Below are 16,623 nucleotides of genomic sequence, written 5' to 3'. Positions count from 1 at the left end.
AAAGGTCCCGACTTGCATCCGGTAAGATTCGGTCAAATCCTTAGCGGTCTCTACGCGATAGGTCGTCTTGGCGCTTTTTATGCAGTTCGACCTCGTAGATGAATTTCTGGAGAATGACTTCGAAGTTTCGGCCGGTGCAGCGGAAAGCACACCCCACCCGCTGGCCGGCCGGCGAATTGGCGCTGGTCAGTGGCGCCTTGTTGCGTATCTCGAGACTGAGCGGCAGCTCGCCATGTTGGGGCAGGACCAGTCTGCAATTCTCAAGAAGATGTCCCGCGGCGAAAGGGTCGCCGAGCCGATGCGCTTTGTCGATTAGAGCCAGCCCCGAAAGGCTGATATCGGCAACGGCGAATTCCTCGCGCTTGCCGTCCACACTAAGCACGCATTTGGCTGGAATGGCGATCGGAATCGCCACACGGTAAAACTTCCGACGTTGCCGCCAGTACAAAGAGTCAGGAATAGCAGCTACCAATACGGTCTGTCCGTTCAGAGTCGCTTCGACAAGCCCGGTCAAGACAAACCGGCTCGGGATACCGTCGACTTGGCCGCGGAATGCGACCTTCTGCGCCGCCAGCACGGTCTGATTGATGCCTGGATTCTCGCTCAAATCCATGACCACCAAACCCTTTTCCGGCATCACCTGCACGACCGTCGTCATGTAACCCAGGTTTCTTCCGTCCGGCTGCGCGCTCAACAGACACTTTTTGGTCTGCATCAGCTTGAGTTTTTCGATGATCTCGCCCCGGCTTCGCAAAACATGTACATCCGGGATTTCACTGATTTCGGCTGGCATGGGTTACTCATCGTCAAATAAGCGCATTTTCACACCGGAGCTTAGCATCTGTCGAAGGGTTGGGGGCCGATTGGGGACGACTTCGTAGTCCGCCCTGCTGATAAAGCGCACAGCCCTGCACCGACTCGTTGCATTCACGAAGTGTATCGAAAACGCGGTGGATCGCCGATCGGCGAACCGTCACCTCGAGTACACAGTTCTCCGCGGGTCCACCAGTCGGCCGGAAACCGCGCCTTGCCGCAGCCGGTGTGACCCGTACGGCAGCTGCGCCTTTTGAGGCAAGCATACCCGGCCGGCCGGGGGGTCACGGCGACGGCTTCGGTTTCCCAGCCGAACTGTACCGAATCGGAACTGCCGCACCCATCGACACTGCGCTCTCCAGTGCCACCAGCTCCTCCGGCGTATTGATATTGGCGAACAATTCTGGATGATCGCTGAAATCGGCCAAGGCCAGTCTGTGCTGCTCGAGCCAGTGTTCGCATTTCCGCTGGCCGCTGGCGAGGTATCGCTCCAGGCTGTCCGCCAAGCGCCTTTCGACCAGGAGAAAAACTGGGTGCAAACGCTCGCCGTCGTGGGCGGCGCAAAGCTCGGCTCCGGTCTCCTGGAACGTGCGGCACAGCCTCTCCAGAAGCTGCCCGGTTACCAACGGCGAATCGCAGGGTACAGTGAGTACATAAGGCGTCTCCGCCGCACGCATGGCGCTGAGCAGGCCAGCCAGAGGTCCGTCGAAGCTATCGGTTCGATCGGATATGACGGGATAGCCGAAACGCGCATACGCTTCCAGGTTCCGGTTGGCATTGATCAAAATATGCCCCGCGACCGAGTCCAGAGCCTCCAGGGCATAGCTCGAAAGCGGTCTGCCTTTGAAAAGGATCAGCCCTTTGTCGTTGCCGCCCATCCGTCGTCCGCGACCACCGGCCAGGAGCACGCCGGTTATTTTTGCGCGCTCTAAAATCATAGTGATAATCTAAAGAAAATTCCGATCAAACCTCGAACTCGGAAAAGCAGCCTGTGCGAGCCACTGATACGGCAAGCTCCCACCCATCCCGACCGCACCGAACATTCCCCGCGCGTGCCGGTCGGCTACGCCGCGCCATGGCGTTCCGCTTGGCTTACAACTCCGGCGCGCCCGATGCTGGGCCTGGCCGCTTACCAGGTCGCGCCGCACCCTACCTATTTTCCCGAAGGTAAAAGACCTATCCGGAGCGTGCGGAAATCGAGTTTCGACACCTTGTCGCTTATAAGCGTATGCATCAATATTTAGGTTCGATCTTCGCGGTGCTTCTGTTTATCCTATCGGGGTGCGCTGCGCAGAAAGAACCCGAGTCACTTTATTATCAAGCCGAGACGACTAAACCATACGAGGACGTTCTCGCAGAGCTGGAGCTCGCCATCACCGAACAGAATTTCCGCATCACCGGCCATAACAAGATCGGCAGCGTGATCCGGGACCGCGAGAACATCAGCTTCCCCGATTACGACACGATCCAGTTCTGCAATCTGACGTTAGCGCGCGAGATGCTGGAAATTTCGCCGGAATCGGTCATCCACATGCCCTGCAATGTGGCGGTCCGTTCTCAAAACGGCAAAGTCATCGTGACCACGCATCTGCTGCCGACCCGTTCGCCCAATCCGAGAATGAACGAGTTTGCCCGGAAAATGAACGAAAAACTCAAACAAATCGTAGACTTCGCGGTCGAAGACTGAACGTCATGAAATGGACCTTCCGCTCTCGCTACACTATCATCTAGCAATTTTGCGACAGGTTTACGAGAACGAATCAGCATGAAAATATCCAATTTCTCTTTGAAACCCCGTTGGGCCGCAACGATCGCTGTTGTGGTTCTGGCGGCCGGCTGCCAACCTACACCTCCCGAGCCTCAAGCGGAAGCAAAGGAAACGAATGATTTTCCCACCCTGGCCAGGGTGGAATACGTCCTCCAGTGCATGGAGGAGCAAGGGGGGCAAAACTATAACAACCTCTATCACTGCACCTGTGCCATCGACAAGATCGCGAGCCGGATGAGCCACGACGAATTCGTCCAGGCACAGACCTTCACTCTTGGCTTCAACGTAGTCGGCGAACGCGGCGCGGAATTCCGCGACCCGCCCCAATCCGAAAAATTGCGCGAAAAGTACAAGGAAGTGACGAAGAATGCTCAGGAATCGTGCTTTCTGCAAACTACCGCCAAAAAGGACGAAACAAATAACGGACAATAATCCGTGGTCAGTTACGGCCCGAAATGTCGGGAACGGATTCCCGACCTAACGGGCAACTCCGTCCTCACTAGGAGGCAATCCCTTGCCGACCAAGACCAAGGAAGCTCTGCCCCAATCTTTTGACAGGCGGGTCCTGAAACGGAATCCGCTTGTCCAAGGGGCTTCTAAAACGCATTCTTCCGCCGCCGAAGCTCCGCAAACACATCTACCGGATCGGCATTCGTCATTCCCAGATTGCGCCGAATTTCCTCGCTTTCGGGTCGCAGGAACGGATTAGTCGCCAATTCGTCCTTAAGCATCGAAGGCACCGTCGGCCGATTTTGCTGGCGCAGCGCCAGAACTTCGGCCATTCTTGCCTTCAACGCCGTATTTTCGGGCTCGACCGTCAAAGCAAAGCGGCCATTCGACTCGGTGTATTCATGAGCGCAGTAAACCTTGGCCTCGGGAGGCAGGGCGCGCAGTTTCTCGAGCGATTGCCACAGCTCTTCCGGCGTCCCCTCGAAGGGCCGGCCGCACCCTAGGGCAAACAGCGTATCGCCGCAGAACAACGCATCGGCCGCGGCAAACCAGAAGGCGATATGCGCCCGTGTATGGCCCGGAACATCGAATACACGACCCTCAAAGCTTCCAAGTTTCAGCGTTGCTGCCTCGCCCACGGCGATGTCGATACCCGGAATGCGCTCGCGGTCTCGTTCCGAACCTACGATCCGGCAACCCGTCCGCCGCTTAAGTTCCAGGTTGCCGCCCACGTGATCGCCATGATGATGGGTGTTCAGGACATAAGTCAGCTCCCATCCGTTGGCTGCCAGCGCCTGCAGAACCGGACCGGCTTCTGCCGGGTCAACCGCCGCCGTCTCTCCGGATTGATCGTCGTGGATCAGATAAATGTAATTGTCTTTGAGTGCGGGAATTTGGAGGACTTCCAACATGGTGCTCTCTCATTTGCCACCGGACAAATACCGGGCAATATCTTCTTTTGAAAAGCCGATTTTCCGAGCCACCCGGTCCGCATGACTGACTCTGGAAATGCCTTCCACCACTCGGTAGGTCGGCTGCTCGTTCTTGAATTCGACCTGCTTTGCGAGGCCGATGCCTTTTTTCTGAAAAGCGTCGACCAGTTCGTGGTTGTGGGTGATCAAGACCGTGTTGCCGCCTTTCTGATAGAACCCGTCCAGGATATTCATGGAAATCTCGATCTTTTCCTCGTGGGTCGTGCCTTCCGAGAGTTCGTCCATGATCACCAGACTTTTCGATGTGGTCGCGAGAAAAATATTCTTGGTGCGCTTGAGTTCGGTGCCGAAGCGCCCTTCTCCATCGGCGAGATGGCTGATTTCGGGGACCTGGTAAAAAATGCGGTCCGCGACGGTCAATTCCGCTTCCTGAGCGGGCACGTAGCAGCCGATTTGCGCGAGCAACTGGCTCTGCGCCAAGGTCTTGCAGAACGCCGTCTTGCCGCCGCTGTTCGGGCCCGTAATGAAGGTGAGCCGCGTGTTTTTGAGGCCGATATCGTTGGGCACATAGCCCGGATTATCCTTGCCGAGCACCGGATTGCGCACGTTCTTGAACGTCATGGAATGGCGCTCGGCTTCGATGATCTTAGGCAGGACAACGGGATGGCCGAAAGCTTCCTTGAAGCGGACGAAGCTCAGAAGCTCGTCCAGCTTGCCCAAGGAGTCCAACGTGTTTTGCACGTCTTCGGAGCGCTTGAAGATGTCGCGCAACGGGTAGATGCAGCCGTCGCGGTCGAATCCGCCGACCAAGGGGATATAAACGAAACTGATGGGCAGCAGGAACAACCAGAATACCGGCGCAATCGACATCGCCATATCGAGCAGCAATGGCACGAACTGGAGGGCAAGAAGCAGGAGCACAGCCGCGATGGTCAAGCCGACCGGTTTGAACAGCGAAGGTCGAAAGCGGATCGCCGGCATATACCACGGCTTCTCCGCCTTAGGTCGAACGTCTTTTTCGGTTCGGTATACCGGCCCCTTCATCAGCGCATAGGCGCGCGAGTTGGCGAAATTTCGCAAGTCGTCGATCAATGCGCGCAAATATTCGCTGTTCGGCTTCGGCACGCGGTTGGCCGCGTCCACCAAATTGAGCATGAACCGAGTACCTTTCTTATAGGTCTCATAACCGTAGCCTTCGATCTCCAGCTTGTGCGCAGGAGAGCTCAGAAGGCCCAAGAACGTGCCGAACAACAATCCGTAAAAGTCATCTTCCAGCGACTTGGCCTGCTTGGTCAGGGTCTCCAGCGATTCTCGAAGCGCTTTATTGGATTCGATCTCGCGAACCGCATCTTGCTTGGCCCGAACGAGGTTCGCCGACGCCAAAGGCTGCACCAGCGAGCGATAAAGAGTCGCCTGACCGGTGAGCGTAGCGGCATGGTTGATGGCATCGAACAGCCTATCGACTTCGATAGCCTGAAACGTCGAAACGTCGATGACGCCCTCGCCGGTCGCGCCAGGGGTGGCGAAACGGACGGCCGGCGGCTCCTTGGCATCGGATTGAAGAAGTGTCTTGTATAGGGCATTCATGGAGCGAGGACCTGGGTATGATGAATTCGGCGCTAACCTACACTTTACCGGCGTCCGCTTCAACCGGGAAGGAAACGGGAAGCGGCGCCCACATCTACAAAGACCGCGTAACACGTCCGGCAGTGCCCGCGGTCGACTCGATCGTCGATTCGGCGTAAAATTTGAAGTATTTTTCGAAAAAAATCGCTTCGTTATTCGGAAACTCCGACATAAAGAAATTCTCTTCAACCTACGCAACTTCGACACTCATGACCTATCACTCCGTTCGCTCCGATACGCGCCCGACCGCCAGCTCTACTTTGACCCTAGGGATACCCGGCTTCAGCTATGCCGATTTGTACGAACCGGAACGTCTCAAGGACTTGTCGGATGTCTTCGACGCAACGGTCCGAGATCACGATCCCGCGCTATTCGCCGAATTCGAACGTTATCGCGCGTGCCAAGGCGAAGGCATGCCGGCGGAGCAGATTTCCGACATTCTGGTCAAGATGGCGCCGTATGTCGGCACGTTCGTAGCCCGGCTCTTCGGCGTGTCGTCCGAACGGGACGCCCAAATACGAACGATCCGCGACGAGTTCGACAACATCTTCGTATACCGTAATGAGATCGTCGCCAAGGTGGCGGGCCTGTTCAAGAATCAAGCGCCAGAAAGCTGGGACATCGCCGGCATCCGGGCGGATTTCGAGACCTTGCTCAAGGTCGCCGAACCGGCGCTGAGCGAAGTCGACCGTGAAAAAGCGGTTGCTGCCTTGGGTGCGCGTCTGTACCGCTGGCATCAAGGCGGAGCGGCGGGTACCACCGAAATCGCCGACTTGCGCCGCGCCATTGCCGCCGACCACCATGCCGAAGCGCGCTTCGCGCACCTGCTGGGCGAAAGCGACGAAGGTTTGGTCACGGGACTGCTGGATCTCGTCCAACGCTGGACTTATGCCGCCCAGAAAATCCCGGAACTCAAAGCGCAGATCCAGGGCTGGGTCAGCTTCAAATTCCCGGCCAAGACCGACTTCAATCATCTGGTCCATCACGAAACGCGCCCGGCGGAAGGTTACACCGTATGGGCGGCGCCCGAGGAGCACCACCGGCGACGCGACGGGTTCGGCCTCACCGATCCGCGTTTTCCCGGACGGCGCGTTCTGTACGAGGTCGACCACTGCATCTACTGTCACGACCGGGACACTGACTCGTGCTCGAAGGGCATGCGGAACAGAAAGGACGGCACTTACAAAACAAACCCGCTTGGGGTGACCATCACCGGCTGCCCGCTGGAAGAAAAGATTTCCGAGATGCATGTCCTCAAGCGGCAAGGCGATAACATCGGCGCGCTGGCGCTGATCACTATTGACAATCCGCTCTGCCCCGGCACCGGCCATCGCATCTGCAACGATTGCATGAAGGGCTGCATTTATCAGAAAACCGAGCCGGTCAATATCCCGCAGATCGAGACTAATGTTCTCACCGACGTGCTGTTCATGCCTTGGGGCTTCGAAATCTACAGCGTTTTGACCCGCTGGAACCCGCTCAATGTCAAGCGGCCGTACCCGCTTCCGTATAACGGCAAGAACGTGCTGGTGGTCGGAATGGGACCCGCCGGTTACACGCTGGCGCATTATTTGATCAACGAGGGTTTCGGCGTGGTCGGCATCGACGGCCTCAAGATCGAACCCTTGCCCAAGGACATCGTCGGCGACGAGACCCATCCACCCCGTCCTATCCAAGACTTCCGAGAGCTGTACGAAGACCTGGACAAACGCATCATGCTGGGTTTCGGCGGCGTAGCCGAATACGGCATCACGGTGCGCTGGGACAAGAATTTCCTGAAAGTCATTTATCTCACCCTGTTGCGGCGGCACAGCTTCCGCTGCTACGGCGGCGTGCGCTTCGGCGGCACACTCACGATCAATGAGGCTTGGGACCTGGGCTTCGATCATATCGCCATCGCCGCCGGGGCTGGCAAACCCACCATCATCGACATCAAGAACAACCTGATCCGGGGCATTCGCAAAGCGTCGGACTTCTTGATGGCGCTGCAATTGACCGGCGCCGCCAAGGAATCGTCGCTGGCCAATCTGCAAGTGCGCCTTCCGGCCGGCGTGATCGGCGGCGGACTGACCGCCATCGACACCGCCACCGAGCTCCTGGCCTATTACCCGGTGCAGGTCGAGAAGATCATGCACCGCTACGAGAAGCTCTGCGCCCAATGGGGCGAGGACGCCGTACGTTCCCGCTACGACGAGGAAGAATTGGCGATTCTCGACGAGTTCCTGGAGCACGCCAAGGCCATCCAGGCAGAACGACAGCGCGCGCAAGCCGCCGGGGAAAAACCCGATTTCCTGCCTTTGCTGAACGCCTGGGGAGGCGTCACGCTGTACTATCGCAAGGGCATGAAGGACTCCCCTGCGTACCGGCAGAATCACGAGGAAATCAAAGAAGCCATGGACGAAGGCATTCTGCTAGCCGAGGGCATGAACCCGCTCGAGGCGCTGGAAGACGAATACGGGCATCTTCGTGCGGTGCGCTTCGAGAAACTCGAGGAACAGGATGGCCGCTGGCAGAAAGTCGGCACGCTCGAAGTACCGCTACGCAGTCTGTTCATAGCCGCCGGCACCTCGCCCAACACCATCTACGAATCCGAACATCCGGATACGTTTGAGATGGATCAGAAGTTCTACCAACGCTACGAACCTAATTGGCTGAGCGAGATTCCGAAGCTCGAACCGGTCAATGACACCGCTATCCCGAAAATCGGCAAACCAGCCCCGTTCACTTCGTACCGACGTCACGGCAAATTCATCACGTTCTACGGCGACAACCATCCGGTTTACGCCGGCAACGTCGTCAAAGCCATGGCCAGTGCCAAGAACGGATATCCTTACATTGTCAAGCTCTTTCAAAAGGATCTTGCCGCACTCGATCCCACCCTACAGCCTCAGCGCCAGGCCCAGCTTAAGGAATTCCAACGCAAGCTGGACGACGTGCTGCGGGCGCATATCGTGGAAATCAATCGGCTCACGCCGACTATCGTCGAAGTCATCGTCAGGGCTCCACTGGCCGCGAAACACTTCTGTCCCGGACAGTTCTACCGCGTTCAGAATTTCGAAACGTTCGCGCCCGTGCTGGACGACACCGTGTTGGCCGCAGAAGGACTGGCTCTGACCGGCGCCTGGGTCGACAAGGAACAAGGACTCATTTCTCTGATCGCATTGGAGATGGGGTCGTCCTCCAAGCTCTGCGCGCAGTGGAAACCGGGCGATCCCATCGTGGTGATGGGTGTCACCGGCGCCCCCACCGAGCTTCACGCCGGGCAGACGGTGCTGCTCGCCGGCGGGGGACTCGGCAATGCGGTACTGTTCTCCATCGGTAAAGCGCTGCGCGCCGCGGGTAGCCAGGTCATTTATTTCGCCGGTTATCGAAAACGCGAAGACGTGTTCAAGGTCCGAGAAATCGAGGCGGCTTCGGACGTGGTGGTCTGGTCGGTCGACAATCTTCCGGGGGCAGAACCCATTCCGCCGCTACGTCCTCAGGACAAGACCTTCGTCGGCAATATCGTCGAAGCGATGGTGGCTTATGCCAAAGGCGAACTGGGTCCGACGCCTATCCACATGGACGACGTCGATCACATGATCGTGATCGGGTCCGACCGGATGATGGCGGCGGTCAAGGAGGCCCGTTACGGCGTTCTCAAGCCGTATCTGAAACCTCATCACTCCGCCATAGGCTCCATCAATTCGCCGATGCAATGCATGATGAAGGGCGTTTGTGCACAATGCCTGTGCAAGCACGTGGAACCGGACAGCGGCAAGCCGTATTTCGTGTACTCCTGCTACAACCAGGATCAGGACCTCGACCGGGTGGATTTCCCCAATTTGTACGCACGCCTGCGTCAAAACTCCGTACAGGAGAAGCTATCGGCGATGTGGCTGGATTATCTGCTAGCCAAAACCGGCGAGCGACGACCCAGCTGAAAAATTTGCCGTGACGAAAGCATGACAATATCCGGAAAGTCTTTTACTATTGACGCCCGTTGACTGCATGGACGGCTCTCGAGCGCGTCCTAGAGCGACGCCATCGTAGAAGCGCGCGACCGGGTGTTACCCGAAAAACGCGGCGTAGCCATGGCGGCGTATGCGTCAGCACCCAATAAGCAAGTGTGACATTTGATTGGTTGTTCCAGAGGAATGGCCAGAGGAGAACGCAAGAGAATGAAAATCAGCAAAACCTTTGTCCTGGGCGCTTCGTTGTTGACCGGTGTATTGGCTACGTCGGGTAGCGCCATTGCCGCCGAAACCGCCGCTGGTGTGAAGGAGTTCTTTAGCAAGACTATCCAGACCACCAAAGAAGCCCAAGCCGCCGCCGCCGAGGGCAACAAGGAAGGCTGCCTGTCCGCCATCAAGCAGACCAAGCAATACTACAAGGAAATCACTGGCGACGCCGCCGGCAAACCGATGCAGGACGCCATGAAAAAGGTGAACGAAGCCAGGGACATTTGTTCAAACGGCAGTCCGCAGGACGCCGCGCCGATCTTGGGCGAGGCCGCTGCCGCTATGGAAAAGGTCTTCACCGGTCTCTAATTACGACGCTCGCAAGCAGGAAAAGCAGGGTGACAAATCACCCTGCTTTTTTTGTAGCCGATTTTCACCCCATTGCCGCAACCATCGCCTCAGCGAACTCGCTAGTCTTCACCTCGCGTGCACCTTCCATCTGCCGAGCGAAGTCGTACGTGACAATCTTCCGGCCGACAACAGAAGTATAAGCGGCCTCCACCGCTCTTGCCGCCTCCTGCCATCCCAGGTAGTCCAGCAACATCACCCCGCTGAAGAGCAGTGACCCGGGGTTAGCCTTATCCAGGCCCGCATACTTGGGTGCCGAACCGTGAGTTGCCTCGAATACAGCGATGAAGTCACCGATGTTACCCCCCGGTGCGATGCCTACGCCTCCCACTTCCGCTGCTACTGCATCGGAAAGATAGTCGCCGTTCAAGTTGAGCGTGGCGATAACGTCGAATTCCTCGGGCCGAAGCAGCATCTGCTGGAACATGATGTCGGCGATACGGTCCTTGATGACGATCTTGCCGTCCGGCAGCTGGCCGGGATGTACCCCGCCCAACGCCTCTTCGGTAATGGTCTGGTCCGCGAATTCCGTGCGGGCAAGTTCATAACCCCAATTGCGGAAGGCACCCTCGGTATATTTCATGATATTGCCCTTGTGCACCAAGGTGACGCTTTTCCGTCCATGATCGAGCGCGTAGCGGATCGCCTTACGAATTAAGCGCTTGCTTCCAAACTCGCTCACCGGCTTCACGCCCAGGGCGCTGCCCTGATGAAAATCAGCCCCAAGTTCCTCCTTCAAAAAACGCTCGAGTTTCGCGGCTTCTGCCGACCCGGCCGGATATTCGACACCTGCGTACACATCCTCGGTATTTTCGCGAAAGATCACCACATCCACGGCTTCCGGACAACGCAGAGGCGAGGGCACGCCCGGAAAATGGCGTACAGGGCGTACACAGGCGTAAAGATCGAGCGCTTGTCGAAGAGAGACGTTGATGGACCGCATTCCTCCGCCTACCGGCGTGGTCAACGGACCTTTGATGGAAACGACGAGATCTTCAAGCGCCTGTACCGCCTCCTGGGGAAACGGATCTCCGTAGAGGGCAGCGGCCTTTTCTCCGAGAAAAATCTCGCACCAATGGATTTTGCGCGATCCTCCGTACGCCTTAAGAACGGCAGCATCCCAAACCTTGAGAGCGGCCCGCATGATATCCGGACCGATACCGTCGCCTTCGATATAACCGACTACAGGCTGGTCGGGCACGTGAAGCCGGCCGTTCTGAATGCTGATTTTTTCGCCGCCGGCGGGAAGCCGAATGTGCTGGTAATCCATGGCGACCTCCACGAGAAAGCAGATACGAGATTACGGGCGAGACCGAAATCGAGGTGGGCCTGGCGGCTAAACCGACCACGCAATGATTTTCAGCCCATTATTCCTTTTGGGCAAAATAGCGTTGCAAAAATTCGTCGAAAGACAATCGATCGGAAGCCTCGATCTGACGCTGCTCCTCGAGTGATTCCTCGGTCAGGCGACGAAAGAACTCCGCTCGCTCGGCGGAAAGGAAGCGATCGCGGAAGGTCTGTGCATGCTCTTTCGATATCCGCAGTGCGTAATCCTCGTAGGACTCACCGTTCGCTCTCATATCGGCCAGCATGCGGGCGGATGGCGTCAGATCCGGATCGGAAACCGCGGCGGCCTGAATCTCCAGACTTCGGGTGTAGGGCATGAAAGCGTCCCCTGCATCGAGAATCTCGGCGATGCCGCGCATGCCATCGAGTATTTCCCTGGCCCAATCCTTCAGAAATACCTCTCGGCCTTGACGCCGTAACTTGAACCCGGGCGTGCGGCCGCAGCAGGCGACCGCCATGCCGTTCTGACTAATTTCTGCTTTCTCCGCGGAATCCAAAGGCGGACTCTGTTTCAAGAGGCAGAAAAGCAAAAAGGTCTCCAAGAAGCGAAGCTGATCCAAACTGGCTCCGGCGGAACTGAAACAGTTCAAGTCCAACGACCGCAGCTCCAGATAGCGCACTCCGCGCCGCTTCAGGGCGAGTGTCGGCTTCTCGCCGGACTCGGCGACCTGCTTGGGACGAACAACGCTGTAGTACTCGTTCTCGATCTGCAGAATATTGCTGTTCAGTTGTCGGTATTCTCCGTCCACCTTGACGCCAATCCTCTCGTAAAGCGGATAAGGCGTCTCTATCGCCCTGCCAAGGCTCGCCACGTATTCCTCGAGATTGTTGAAAGAGATGTCGAGCCCGGACTGGCTATCGTTCTTGTAGCCGATGTCGCTCATGCGCAGCGAGGTCGCATAAGGACGGAAAAGCGTGCGGGCGTCGAATTCCGAAAAGCGTGATGCAAGATGCTCCCGCCCCGCGAAAAAAGACTTGGAAAAAGCTGGGGAGGCGCCGAACAAATAAATGGTTAGCCACCCGTGGCGATGGACATTGCGCACGATACCGAAGTAGCTGTCGGCGATAAAACTGGCCAGGGATTCCGCTCCGTCTTCCAGCTCCCGCAAGACCGGCCACAAACCTTCGTTGACCGAATAATTGAAATGCACGCCGGCGATGGCCTGCATCATACGCCCGTAGCGATAGGCGAGCCCACGCCGATAAATATGCTTCATCCGCCCGATGTTGGACGTGCCGTATTCGGCAATGGGGATGCTTTCGTCGCTGGTCACACCGCAGGGCATGGAGGTGCCGAGCAGAATCTCGTCATTCAGATGGCGGTATACGAAACTGTGCAAATCCTTTAGAAACCGCAAGGTTTCCGCAGGATCCGCATAAGGCGGTGTAATGAGCTCGATCAGCGCCTCGGAATAATCCGTGGTGATATAGGGATGCGTCAGCGCCGATCCAATGCCTATTGGATGTCGGGTATGCGAGATAGTCCCATTGGGCGTAAGTCGAAGGCTCTCCTTCTCCAACCCTTTGAGGCCGTTTCTCAGTAAATGCTGTTGGCCGGTATGAATAAGCCGATTAAGCCGGGAGTCTATGCTTTGGCTCAAGCGCGAATAATCCTTGGTGTTGTTCTTGGAAGGCGGGAACTCGTGAATTTACCGAATGACGACCCAGATTCGACGTATTACGAAACACCCCGATTTATTTTCATTCTATCAAAGACGACCGTTTGGCCTGTAGCGCAAACCCAGGAGTCGAATCGGGCGGCGACTCACCAGCTAAAAAGTACCCACTGGGGAATCTGCATGTCATCCTCCAGATCGCTGCGACGCACGTCCAGATTGCCGTCCCCGTCGGTGTCGACCAGATAATACGCCGGCCCGATGCGTGGCTTAATCTTGACCATGTAGAGCCGATTGTTGATCCGGTATTCTTCGATAATGTCCTCGCCCCGCCGAATAATTGTGACATCCGGTTCCATAGGTTCGCCGCTCTCGACCTGCGGCGGGATATCCGGCGGTTCCGGAACCGGCGCAAGTTCTTCCTGCGCCTGGACGGATACCGTGCTAAGCAAAAGACAGAGGGCAATGATCCGGAACATGATGAATCCTGCTGAAAACGACGGGCTCAAGGTTCGCCAATGATAGTACATATCGGCTCGAGAAACCCGCTTCGGTTGATTAAACGTGGCCGACCTTTAGGCCCAGGGCACTCGGTATTCTGAACGCCGGACGGGACATTGAATGATGCTAAGATTAGCCGACACCTCGAACGCCCGCGATGACGAGTATCAACTTTTTTACCTCGCCTTAAAATGGGTTTGATTCGAAGGTTCTTATTTAAAGACCGGCGCAGCCCGGTGAAATTCCCTGGAATGACCAACGATCTTGCGCATGGCCAGACGAAGTGACCATAGCCGCGATGAGATTCGCGAGATGGCTTTGAACGCCACGAAAACCATTGTCGAACGGGAAGGCGCGGCGGCCCTCAGCACCCGTAAGATCGCGAACGAAATCGGCTATACCGTCGGCAGCCTCTATCTGGTTTTCGCGAACCTCGACGATCTGATCTTCCAGGTAAATGCTCGAACCTTATCCGAACTGGCCGCCGAACTCGACCGGGCCGCCGCCCGAAGCAACACCCCTAAGGCTGCCTTGGTGGAATTGGGCCTTGCATATTTCCGGTTTGCCACATCGAATCTCGGGCGTTGGGAGCTCATTTTCGGACGCGGCTCACCCGCCGCAAACGCCTCACCCGAGTGGTATCGAAACCGCATCCCCGTCTTGTTCGATCGGGTTGAGCGGCTGCTTGTACAGCTCGCCCCTAGCCGAAAACCGGGCGAGGTTGCCTTGGCCGCCCGAGCACTCTGGGGAGGCGTACACGGCATCTGTACCCTGGCGCTTACCGACAAACTCGGCATCGCCGGTCTTTCCGACGCCGAACCTCTTTTGACTACGCTCATCGAAACCTTTTTGTCGGGGTGGATGCAGCGAAGTTAATTCACTCGACAATAGCGCCCAAGCCGAGACTCAACTAGGGAGCCAATACCTTTTCTGGTTGCATGCAGCGAGCACGTTTTATCGATAAACTGGCCTACCCTTTTTCTCTTAGAGTTTCCAGCGACGAGTGATGGACGATCATCAGCTTTTACGTTACAGCCGACAGATTCTATTGCCTCAGTTCGATGTCGAGGGTCAAGAAAAACTCCTGAACTCTCGCGCCCTCATCATCGGGCTCGGCGGTCTCGGCTCACCCGCCGCCATGTATCTGGCCGCGGCTGGTGTCGGCAACCTCGTGCTGAACGATTACGACGTCGTGGACCTCTCCAATCTTCAGCGACAAATCGCGCACAGCACAGAAAACGTCGGCGAAGCGAAAACGGCATCGGCGCGCAAAACCCTCGAACGGCTCAATCCTGACGTGCGAGTCACCGAAATCACCGACCGTCTGGATGGCTCGCAATTAGAGGAAGCAGTGGCACAGGCCGATGTCGTGCTGGACTGTTCCGATAATTTCGTGACGCGTTTCGCCGTCAACACTGCCTGCGTAAAAAACCGAACCCCGCTGATATCAGGAGCGGTGATCCGCTTTGAAGGCCAGCTCGCGGTGTTTACGCCGGGCATTGAGAACAGTCCCTGTTACAACTGCCTTTACGCCAATCACGGCGAACTCGCGGAAAGCTGCGCACAAAGCGGCATTCTCGCCCCGCTTCCTGGTATCATCGGCAGCCTTCAGGCACTAGAGGCGATAAAAGTTCTCACCGGCGTCGGCGAGACGCTGCGCGGAAGATTGTTGTTGTTCGACGCACTACGCATGGAATGGCATCAAATGATCCTGAAAAGAAATCCGAAATGCCCGACCTGCGGAGAACCAGCCTAAACGTTCCTGACAGGAAGTACCGATTTCCCTTTGTCGAACAGGAATATCTCCCGTTGCTTTCCCAAAATTGGATACGTATACTTTGCGCGAGCTTTAGATAGCGATCTTTTAACGATACACAAAATCAGATTTTGGAGGTTATCCGAAATGAGATGGGAAAAACCGAGCTACAAAGACCTTCGCTTCGGCTTCGAGGTTACGATGTACATTTACAACCGCTAATCCGCCGGTTGTTTATCCCTGAACGGGGCTCCGCAGCAATGTAGAGCCCCGTTTTTCATTTGAAAGGCTCATTCCAAGCAGCCTCTTACCTCACAAGGATCGAAATGAAAGTCCGAGTGTTGGGTTCCGGCGCTGGCGGCGGTTTCCCGCAGTGGAACTGTAACTGTCGCAATTGTTCCGGGCTGAGACGCGGTCAAATCAACGCTCGATCGCGCACTCAGTCGTCGATCGCAGTCAGTAGCGATAACGAGAACTGGGTGCTGTTCAATGCTTCGCCGGACATCCGCACCCAACTCGAAGCCTTCACGGCCGCCCATCCCAAGCACGGTATCCGTGACAGCGGCATCAAAGCCATTCTTTTGATCGACAGCCAGATCGATCACACCACCGGGCTGCTGACACTGCGCGAGTCCACCCGGCCCTTGGAGATTTACTGTAGCGAGATGGTAAAACAGGATCTGTCAACGGGATTCCCGTTGTTCAAGATGCTGGAACACTATTGCGGGGTCAACCACCACAGCACACCTTTGGACGGCAGCGGTTTCACGATCTCCGGGATTGACGATCTGAGGTTCTACACCCATTCGCTAAAAAGCAAAGCGCCGCCTTATTCGCCTCATCGCCACGATCCGCACGCAGGGGACAATATCGGTGTCGTCGTCGAACAAATTTCTTCGGGCAGGAAACTTTATTATGCGCCTGGACTCGGAGAGATAGAGCCTCACGTTCTCGCTGCCATGCAGCAGGCTGACTGCGTGCTGGTCGACGGAACGTTCTGGCAAGAAGACGAAATGAGTCGCGCCGGTATCTGCGACAAACGCGCCCGCGACATGGGACACTTACCCCAGTCGGGTTCGGATGGCATGATCGAAGTGCTCAAAAATGTGCCCAAAGCACGCAAGATTTTGATTCATATCAATAACACCAACCCGATCCTGGACGAAGATTCGCCCGAGCGAAAAACCCTTACCGACGTGGGCATCGAAGTCGCCTACGATGGCATGGAAATCGACCTGTGAGAGAC

The 16,623-nt window shown here is 56.7% G+C and carries 15 protein-coding genes; 8 read left to right on the top strand and 7 right to left on the bottom strand.

Annotated features, from left to right (window positions below; all coding sequences use genetic code 11):
• Nucleotides 1–40: 40 nt before the first annotated feature.
• Nucleotides 41–793, bottom strand: coding sequence for a flagellar brake protein (locus tag QEN43_RS20995; RefSeq protein WP_026608787.1), 753 nt, complete (start codon nucleotides 791–793; stop codon nucleotides 41–43).
• Nucleotides 794–1,097: 304 nt separating this feature from the next.
• On the bottom strand, nucleotides 1,098–1,751 hold the full coding sequence (gene mobA / locus QEN43_RS20990; protein WP_084161539.1) for a molybdenum cofactor guanylyltransferase MobA: 654 nt from the start codon (nucleotides 1,749–1,751) through the stop codon (nucleotides 1,098–1,100).
• A gap of 290 nt (nucleotides 1,752–2,041) precedes the next feature.
• Here mobA and QEN43_RS20985 point away from each other — a divergent pair, with 290 nt between their 5' ends.
• Both QEN43_RS20985 and QEN43_RS20980 read left to right on the top strand, forming a co-directional pair.
• Nucleotides 2,042–2,500, top strand: coding sequence for a DUF302 domain-containing protein (locus QEN43_RS20985; protein WP_026608786.1), 459 nt, complete (start codon nucleotides 2,042–2,044; stop codon nucleotides 2,498–2,500).
• Nucleotides 2,501–2,578: 78 nt separating this feature from the next.
• The gene (locus QEN43_RS20980) at nucleotides 2,579–3,013 is read left to right on the top strand and encodes a hypothetical protein (protein WP_317963571.1); all 435 of its coding nucleotides are present in this window, start codon (nucleotides 2,579–2,581) and stop codon (nucleotides 3,011–3,013) included.
• Between the two features lie 164 nt (nucleotides 3,014–3,177).
• Here QEN43_RS20980 and gloB read toward each other — a convergent pair whose 3' ends face one another.
• Together gloB and QEN43_RS20970 are read right to left on the bottom strand one after the other, a co-directional pair.
• Complete coding sequence (gene gloB, locus QEN43_RS20975; protein WP_026608785.1) at nucleotides 3,178–3,942, bottom strand: hydroxyacylglutathione hydrolase; 765 nt, start codon at nucleotides 3,940–3,942, stop codon at nucleotides 3,178–3,180.
• A 9-nt stretch (nucleotides 3,943–3,951) separates the two neighbouring features.
• A complete protein-coding gene (locus QEN43_RS20970) occupies nucleotides 3,952–5,550 on the bottom strand; it encodes a MutS-related protein (RefSeq protein ID WP_317963570.1) in 1,599 nt (532 codons plus the stop codon).
• A 248-nt stretch (nucleotides 5,551–5,798) separates the two neighbouring features.
• On the opposite strand from QEN43_RS20970, the gene QEN43_RS20965 reads away from it, so the two are divergent.
• Together QEN43_RS20965 and QEN43_RS20960 are read left to right on the top strand one after the other, a co-directional pair.
• Complete coding sequence (locus tag QEN43_RS20965) at nucleotides 5,799–9,512, top strand: FAD-dependent oxidoreductase (RefSeq protein ID WP_051331365.1); 3,714 nt, start codon at nucleotides 5,799–5,801, stop codon at nucleotides 9,510–9,512.
• Between the two features lie 237 nt (nucleotides 9,513–9,749).
• Nucleotides 9,750–10,118 (top strand): hypothetical protein, encoded by a 369-nt coding sequence (locus tag QEN43_RS20960; protein WP_026608782.1) that lies wholly within the window; start codon nucleotides 9,750–9,752, stop codon nucleotides 10,116–10,118.
• A 64-nt stretch (nucleotides 10,119–10,182) separates the two neighbouring features.
• Here QEN43_RS20960 and icd read toward each other — a convergent pair whose 3' ends face one another.
• From icd to QEN43_RS20945, 3 genes are all read right to left on the bottom strand, one after another.
• A complete protein-coding gene (gene icd / locus QEN43_RS20955) occupies nucleotides 10,183–11,427 on the bottom strand; it encodes an isocitrate dehydrogenase (NADP(+)) (RefSeq protein WP_036268330.1) in 1,245 nt (414 codons plus the stop codon).
• A 97-nt stretch (nucleotides 11,428–11,524) separates the two neighbouring features.
• Nucleotides 11,525–13,105: a glutamate--cysteine ligase gene (gshA, locus tag QEN43_RS20950; RefSeq protein ID WP_026608780.1), complete on the bottom strand. Its 1,581-nt coding sequence runs from the start codon at nucleotides 13,103–13,105 to the stop codon at nucleotides 11,525–11,527.
• 164 nt (nucleotides 13,106–13,269) lie between these two features.
• Nucleotides 13,270–13,599 carry a DUF2782 domain-containing protein gene (locus QEN43_RS20945; RefSeq protein WP_026608779.1) on the bottom strand — a complete coding sequence of 110 codons (330 nt, stop codon included), beginning with the start codon at nucleotides 13,597–13,599 and terminating at the stop codon, nucleotides 13,270–13,272.
• Between the two features lie 292 nt (nucleotides 13,600–13,891).
• Here QEN43_RS20945 and QEN43_RS20940 point away from each other — a divergent pair, with 292 nt between their 5' ends.
• From QEN43_RS20940 to pqqB, 4 genes are all read left to right on the top strand, one after another.
• Nucleotides 13,892–14,497: a TetR/AcrR family transcriptional regulator gene (locus tag QEN43_RS20940; protein ID WP_026608778.1), complete on the top strand. Its 606-nt coding sequence runs from the start codon at nucleotides 13,892–13,894 to the stop codon at nucleotides 14,495–14,497.
• A gap of 130 nt (nucleotides 14,498–14,627) precedes the next feature.
• Nucleotides 14,628–15,377: a HesA/MoeB/ThiF family protein gene (locus QEN43_RS20935; RefSeq protein WP_026608777.1), complete on the top strand. Its 750-nt coding sequence runs from the start codon at nucleotides 14,628–14,630 to the stop codon at nucleotides 15,375–15,377.
• A 147-nt stretch (nucleotides 15,378–15,524) separates the two neighbouring features.
• On the top strand, nucleotides 15,525–15,599 hold the full coding sequence (pqqA, locus tag QEN43_RS20930) for a pyrroloquinoline quinone precursor peptide PqqA (protein ID WP_077731218.1): 75 nt from the start codon (nucleotides 15,525–15,527) through the stop codon (nucleotides 15,597–15,599).
• 104 nt (nucleotides 15,600–15,703) lie between these two features.
• A complete protein-coding gene (gene pqqB, locus QEN43_RS20925) occupies nucleotides 15,704–16,618 on the top strand; it encodes a pyrroloquinoline quinone biosynthesis protein PqqB (RefSeq protein ID WP_026608776.1) in 915 nt (304 codons plus the stop codon).
• Nucleotides 16,619–16,623: the final 5 nt, after the last annotated feature.

This window comes from Methylocaldum szegediense, assembly GCF_949769195.1.
Lineage (GTDB): Bacteria > Pseudomonadota > Gammaproteobacteria > Methylococcales > Methylococcaceae > Methylocaldum > Methylocaldum szegediense.
The sequence above is the reverse complement of the archived record's forward strand: the minus strand, read 5'-3'. Positions and strand labels throughout refer to the sequence as shown.

What these genes read in the sequence shown, in the direction of transcription:
- pqqB (WP_026608776.1), top strand. Translation starts at nt 15,704, where the DNA reads ATGAAAGTCCGAGTGTTGGGTTCCGGCGCTGGCGGCGGTTTCCCGCAG.
- gloB (WP_026608785.1), bottom strand. Translation starts at nt 3,942, where the DNA reads ATGTTGGAAGTCCTCCAAATTCCCGCACTCAAAGACAATTACATTTAT.
- QEN43_RS20980 (WP_317963571.1), top strand. Translation starts at nt 2,579, where the DNA reads ATGAAAATATCCAATTTCTCTTTGAAACCCCGTTGGGCCGCAACGATC.
- QEN43_RS20965 (WP_051331365.1), top strand. Translation starts at nt 5,799, where the DNA reads ATGACCTATCACTCCGTTCGCTCCGATACGCGCCCGACCGCCAGCTCT.
- QEN43_RS20995 (WP_026608787.1), bottom strand. Translation starts at nt 793, where the DNA reads ATGCCAGCCGAAATCAGTGAAATCCCGGATGTACATGTTTTGCGAAGC.
- QEN43_RS20935 (WP_026608777.1), top strand. Translation starts at nt 14,628, where the DNA reads ATGGACGATCATCAGCTTTTACGTTACAGCCGACAGATTCTATTGCCT.
- QEN43_RS20985 (WP_026608786.1), top strand. Translation starts at nt 2,042, where the DNA reads ATGCATCAATATTTAGGTTCGATCTTCGCGGTGCTTCTGTTTATCCTA.
- QEN43_RS20960 (WP_026608782.1), top strand. Translation starts at nt 9,750, where the DNA reads ATGAAAATCAGCAAAACCTTTGTCCTGGGCGCTTCGTTGTTGACCGGT.
- QEN43_RS20945 (WP_026608779.1), bottom strand. Translation starts at nt 13,599, where the DNA reads ATGTTCCGGATCATTGCCCTCTGTCTTTTGCTTAGCACGGTATCCGTC.
- QEN43_RS20940 (WP_026608778.1), top strand. Translation starts at nt 13,892, where the DNA reads ATGGCCAGACGAAGTGACCATAGCCGCGATGAGATTCGCGAGATGGCT.
- icd (WP_036268330.1), bottom strand. Translation starts at nt 11,427, where the DNA reads ATGGATTACCAGCACATTCGGCTTCCCGCCGGCGGCGAAAAAATCAGC.
- QEN43_RS20970 (WP_317963570.1), bottom strand. Translation starts at nt 5,550, where the DNA reads ATGAATGCCCTATACAAGACACTTCTTCAATCCGATGCCAAGGAGCCG.
- mobA (WP_084161539.1), bottom strand. Translation starts at nt 1,751, where the DNA reads ATGATTTTAGAGCGCGCAAAAATAACCGGCGTGCTCCTGGCCGGTGGT.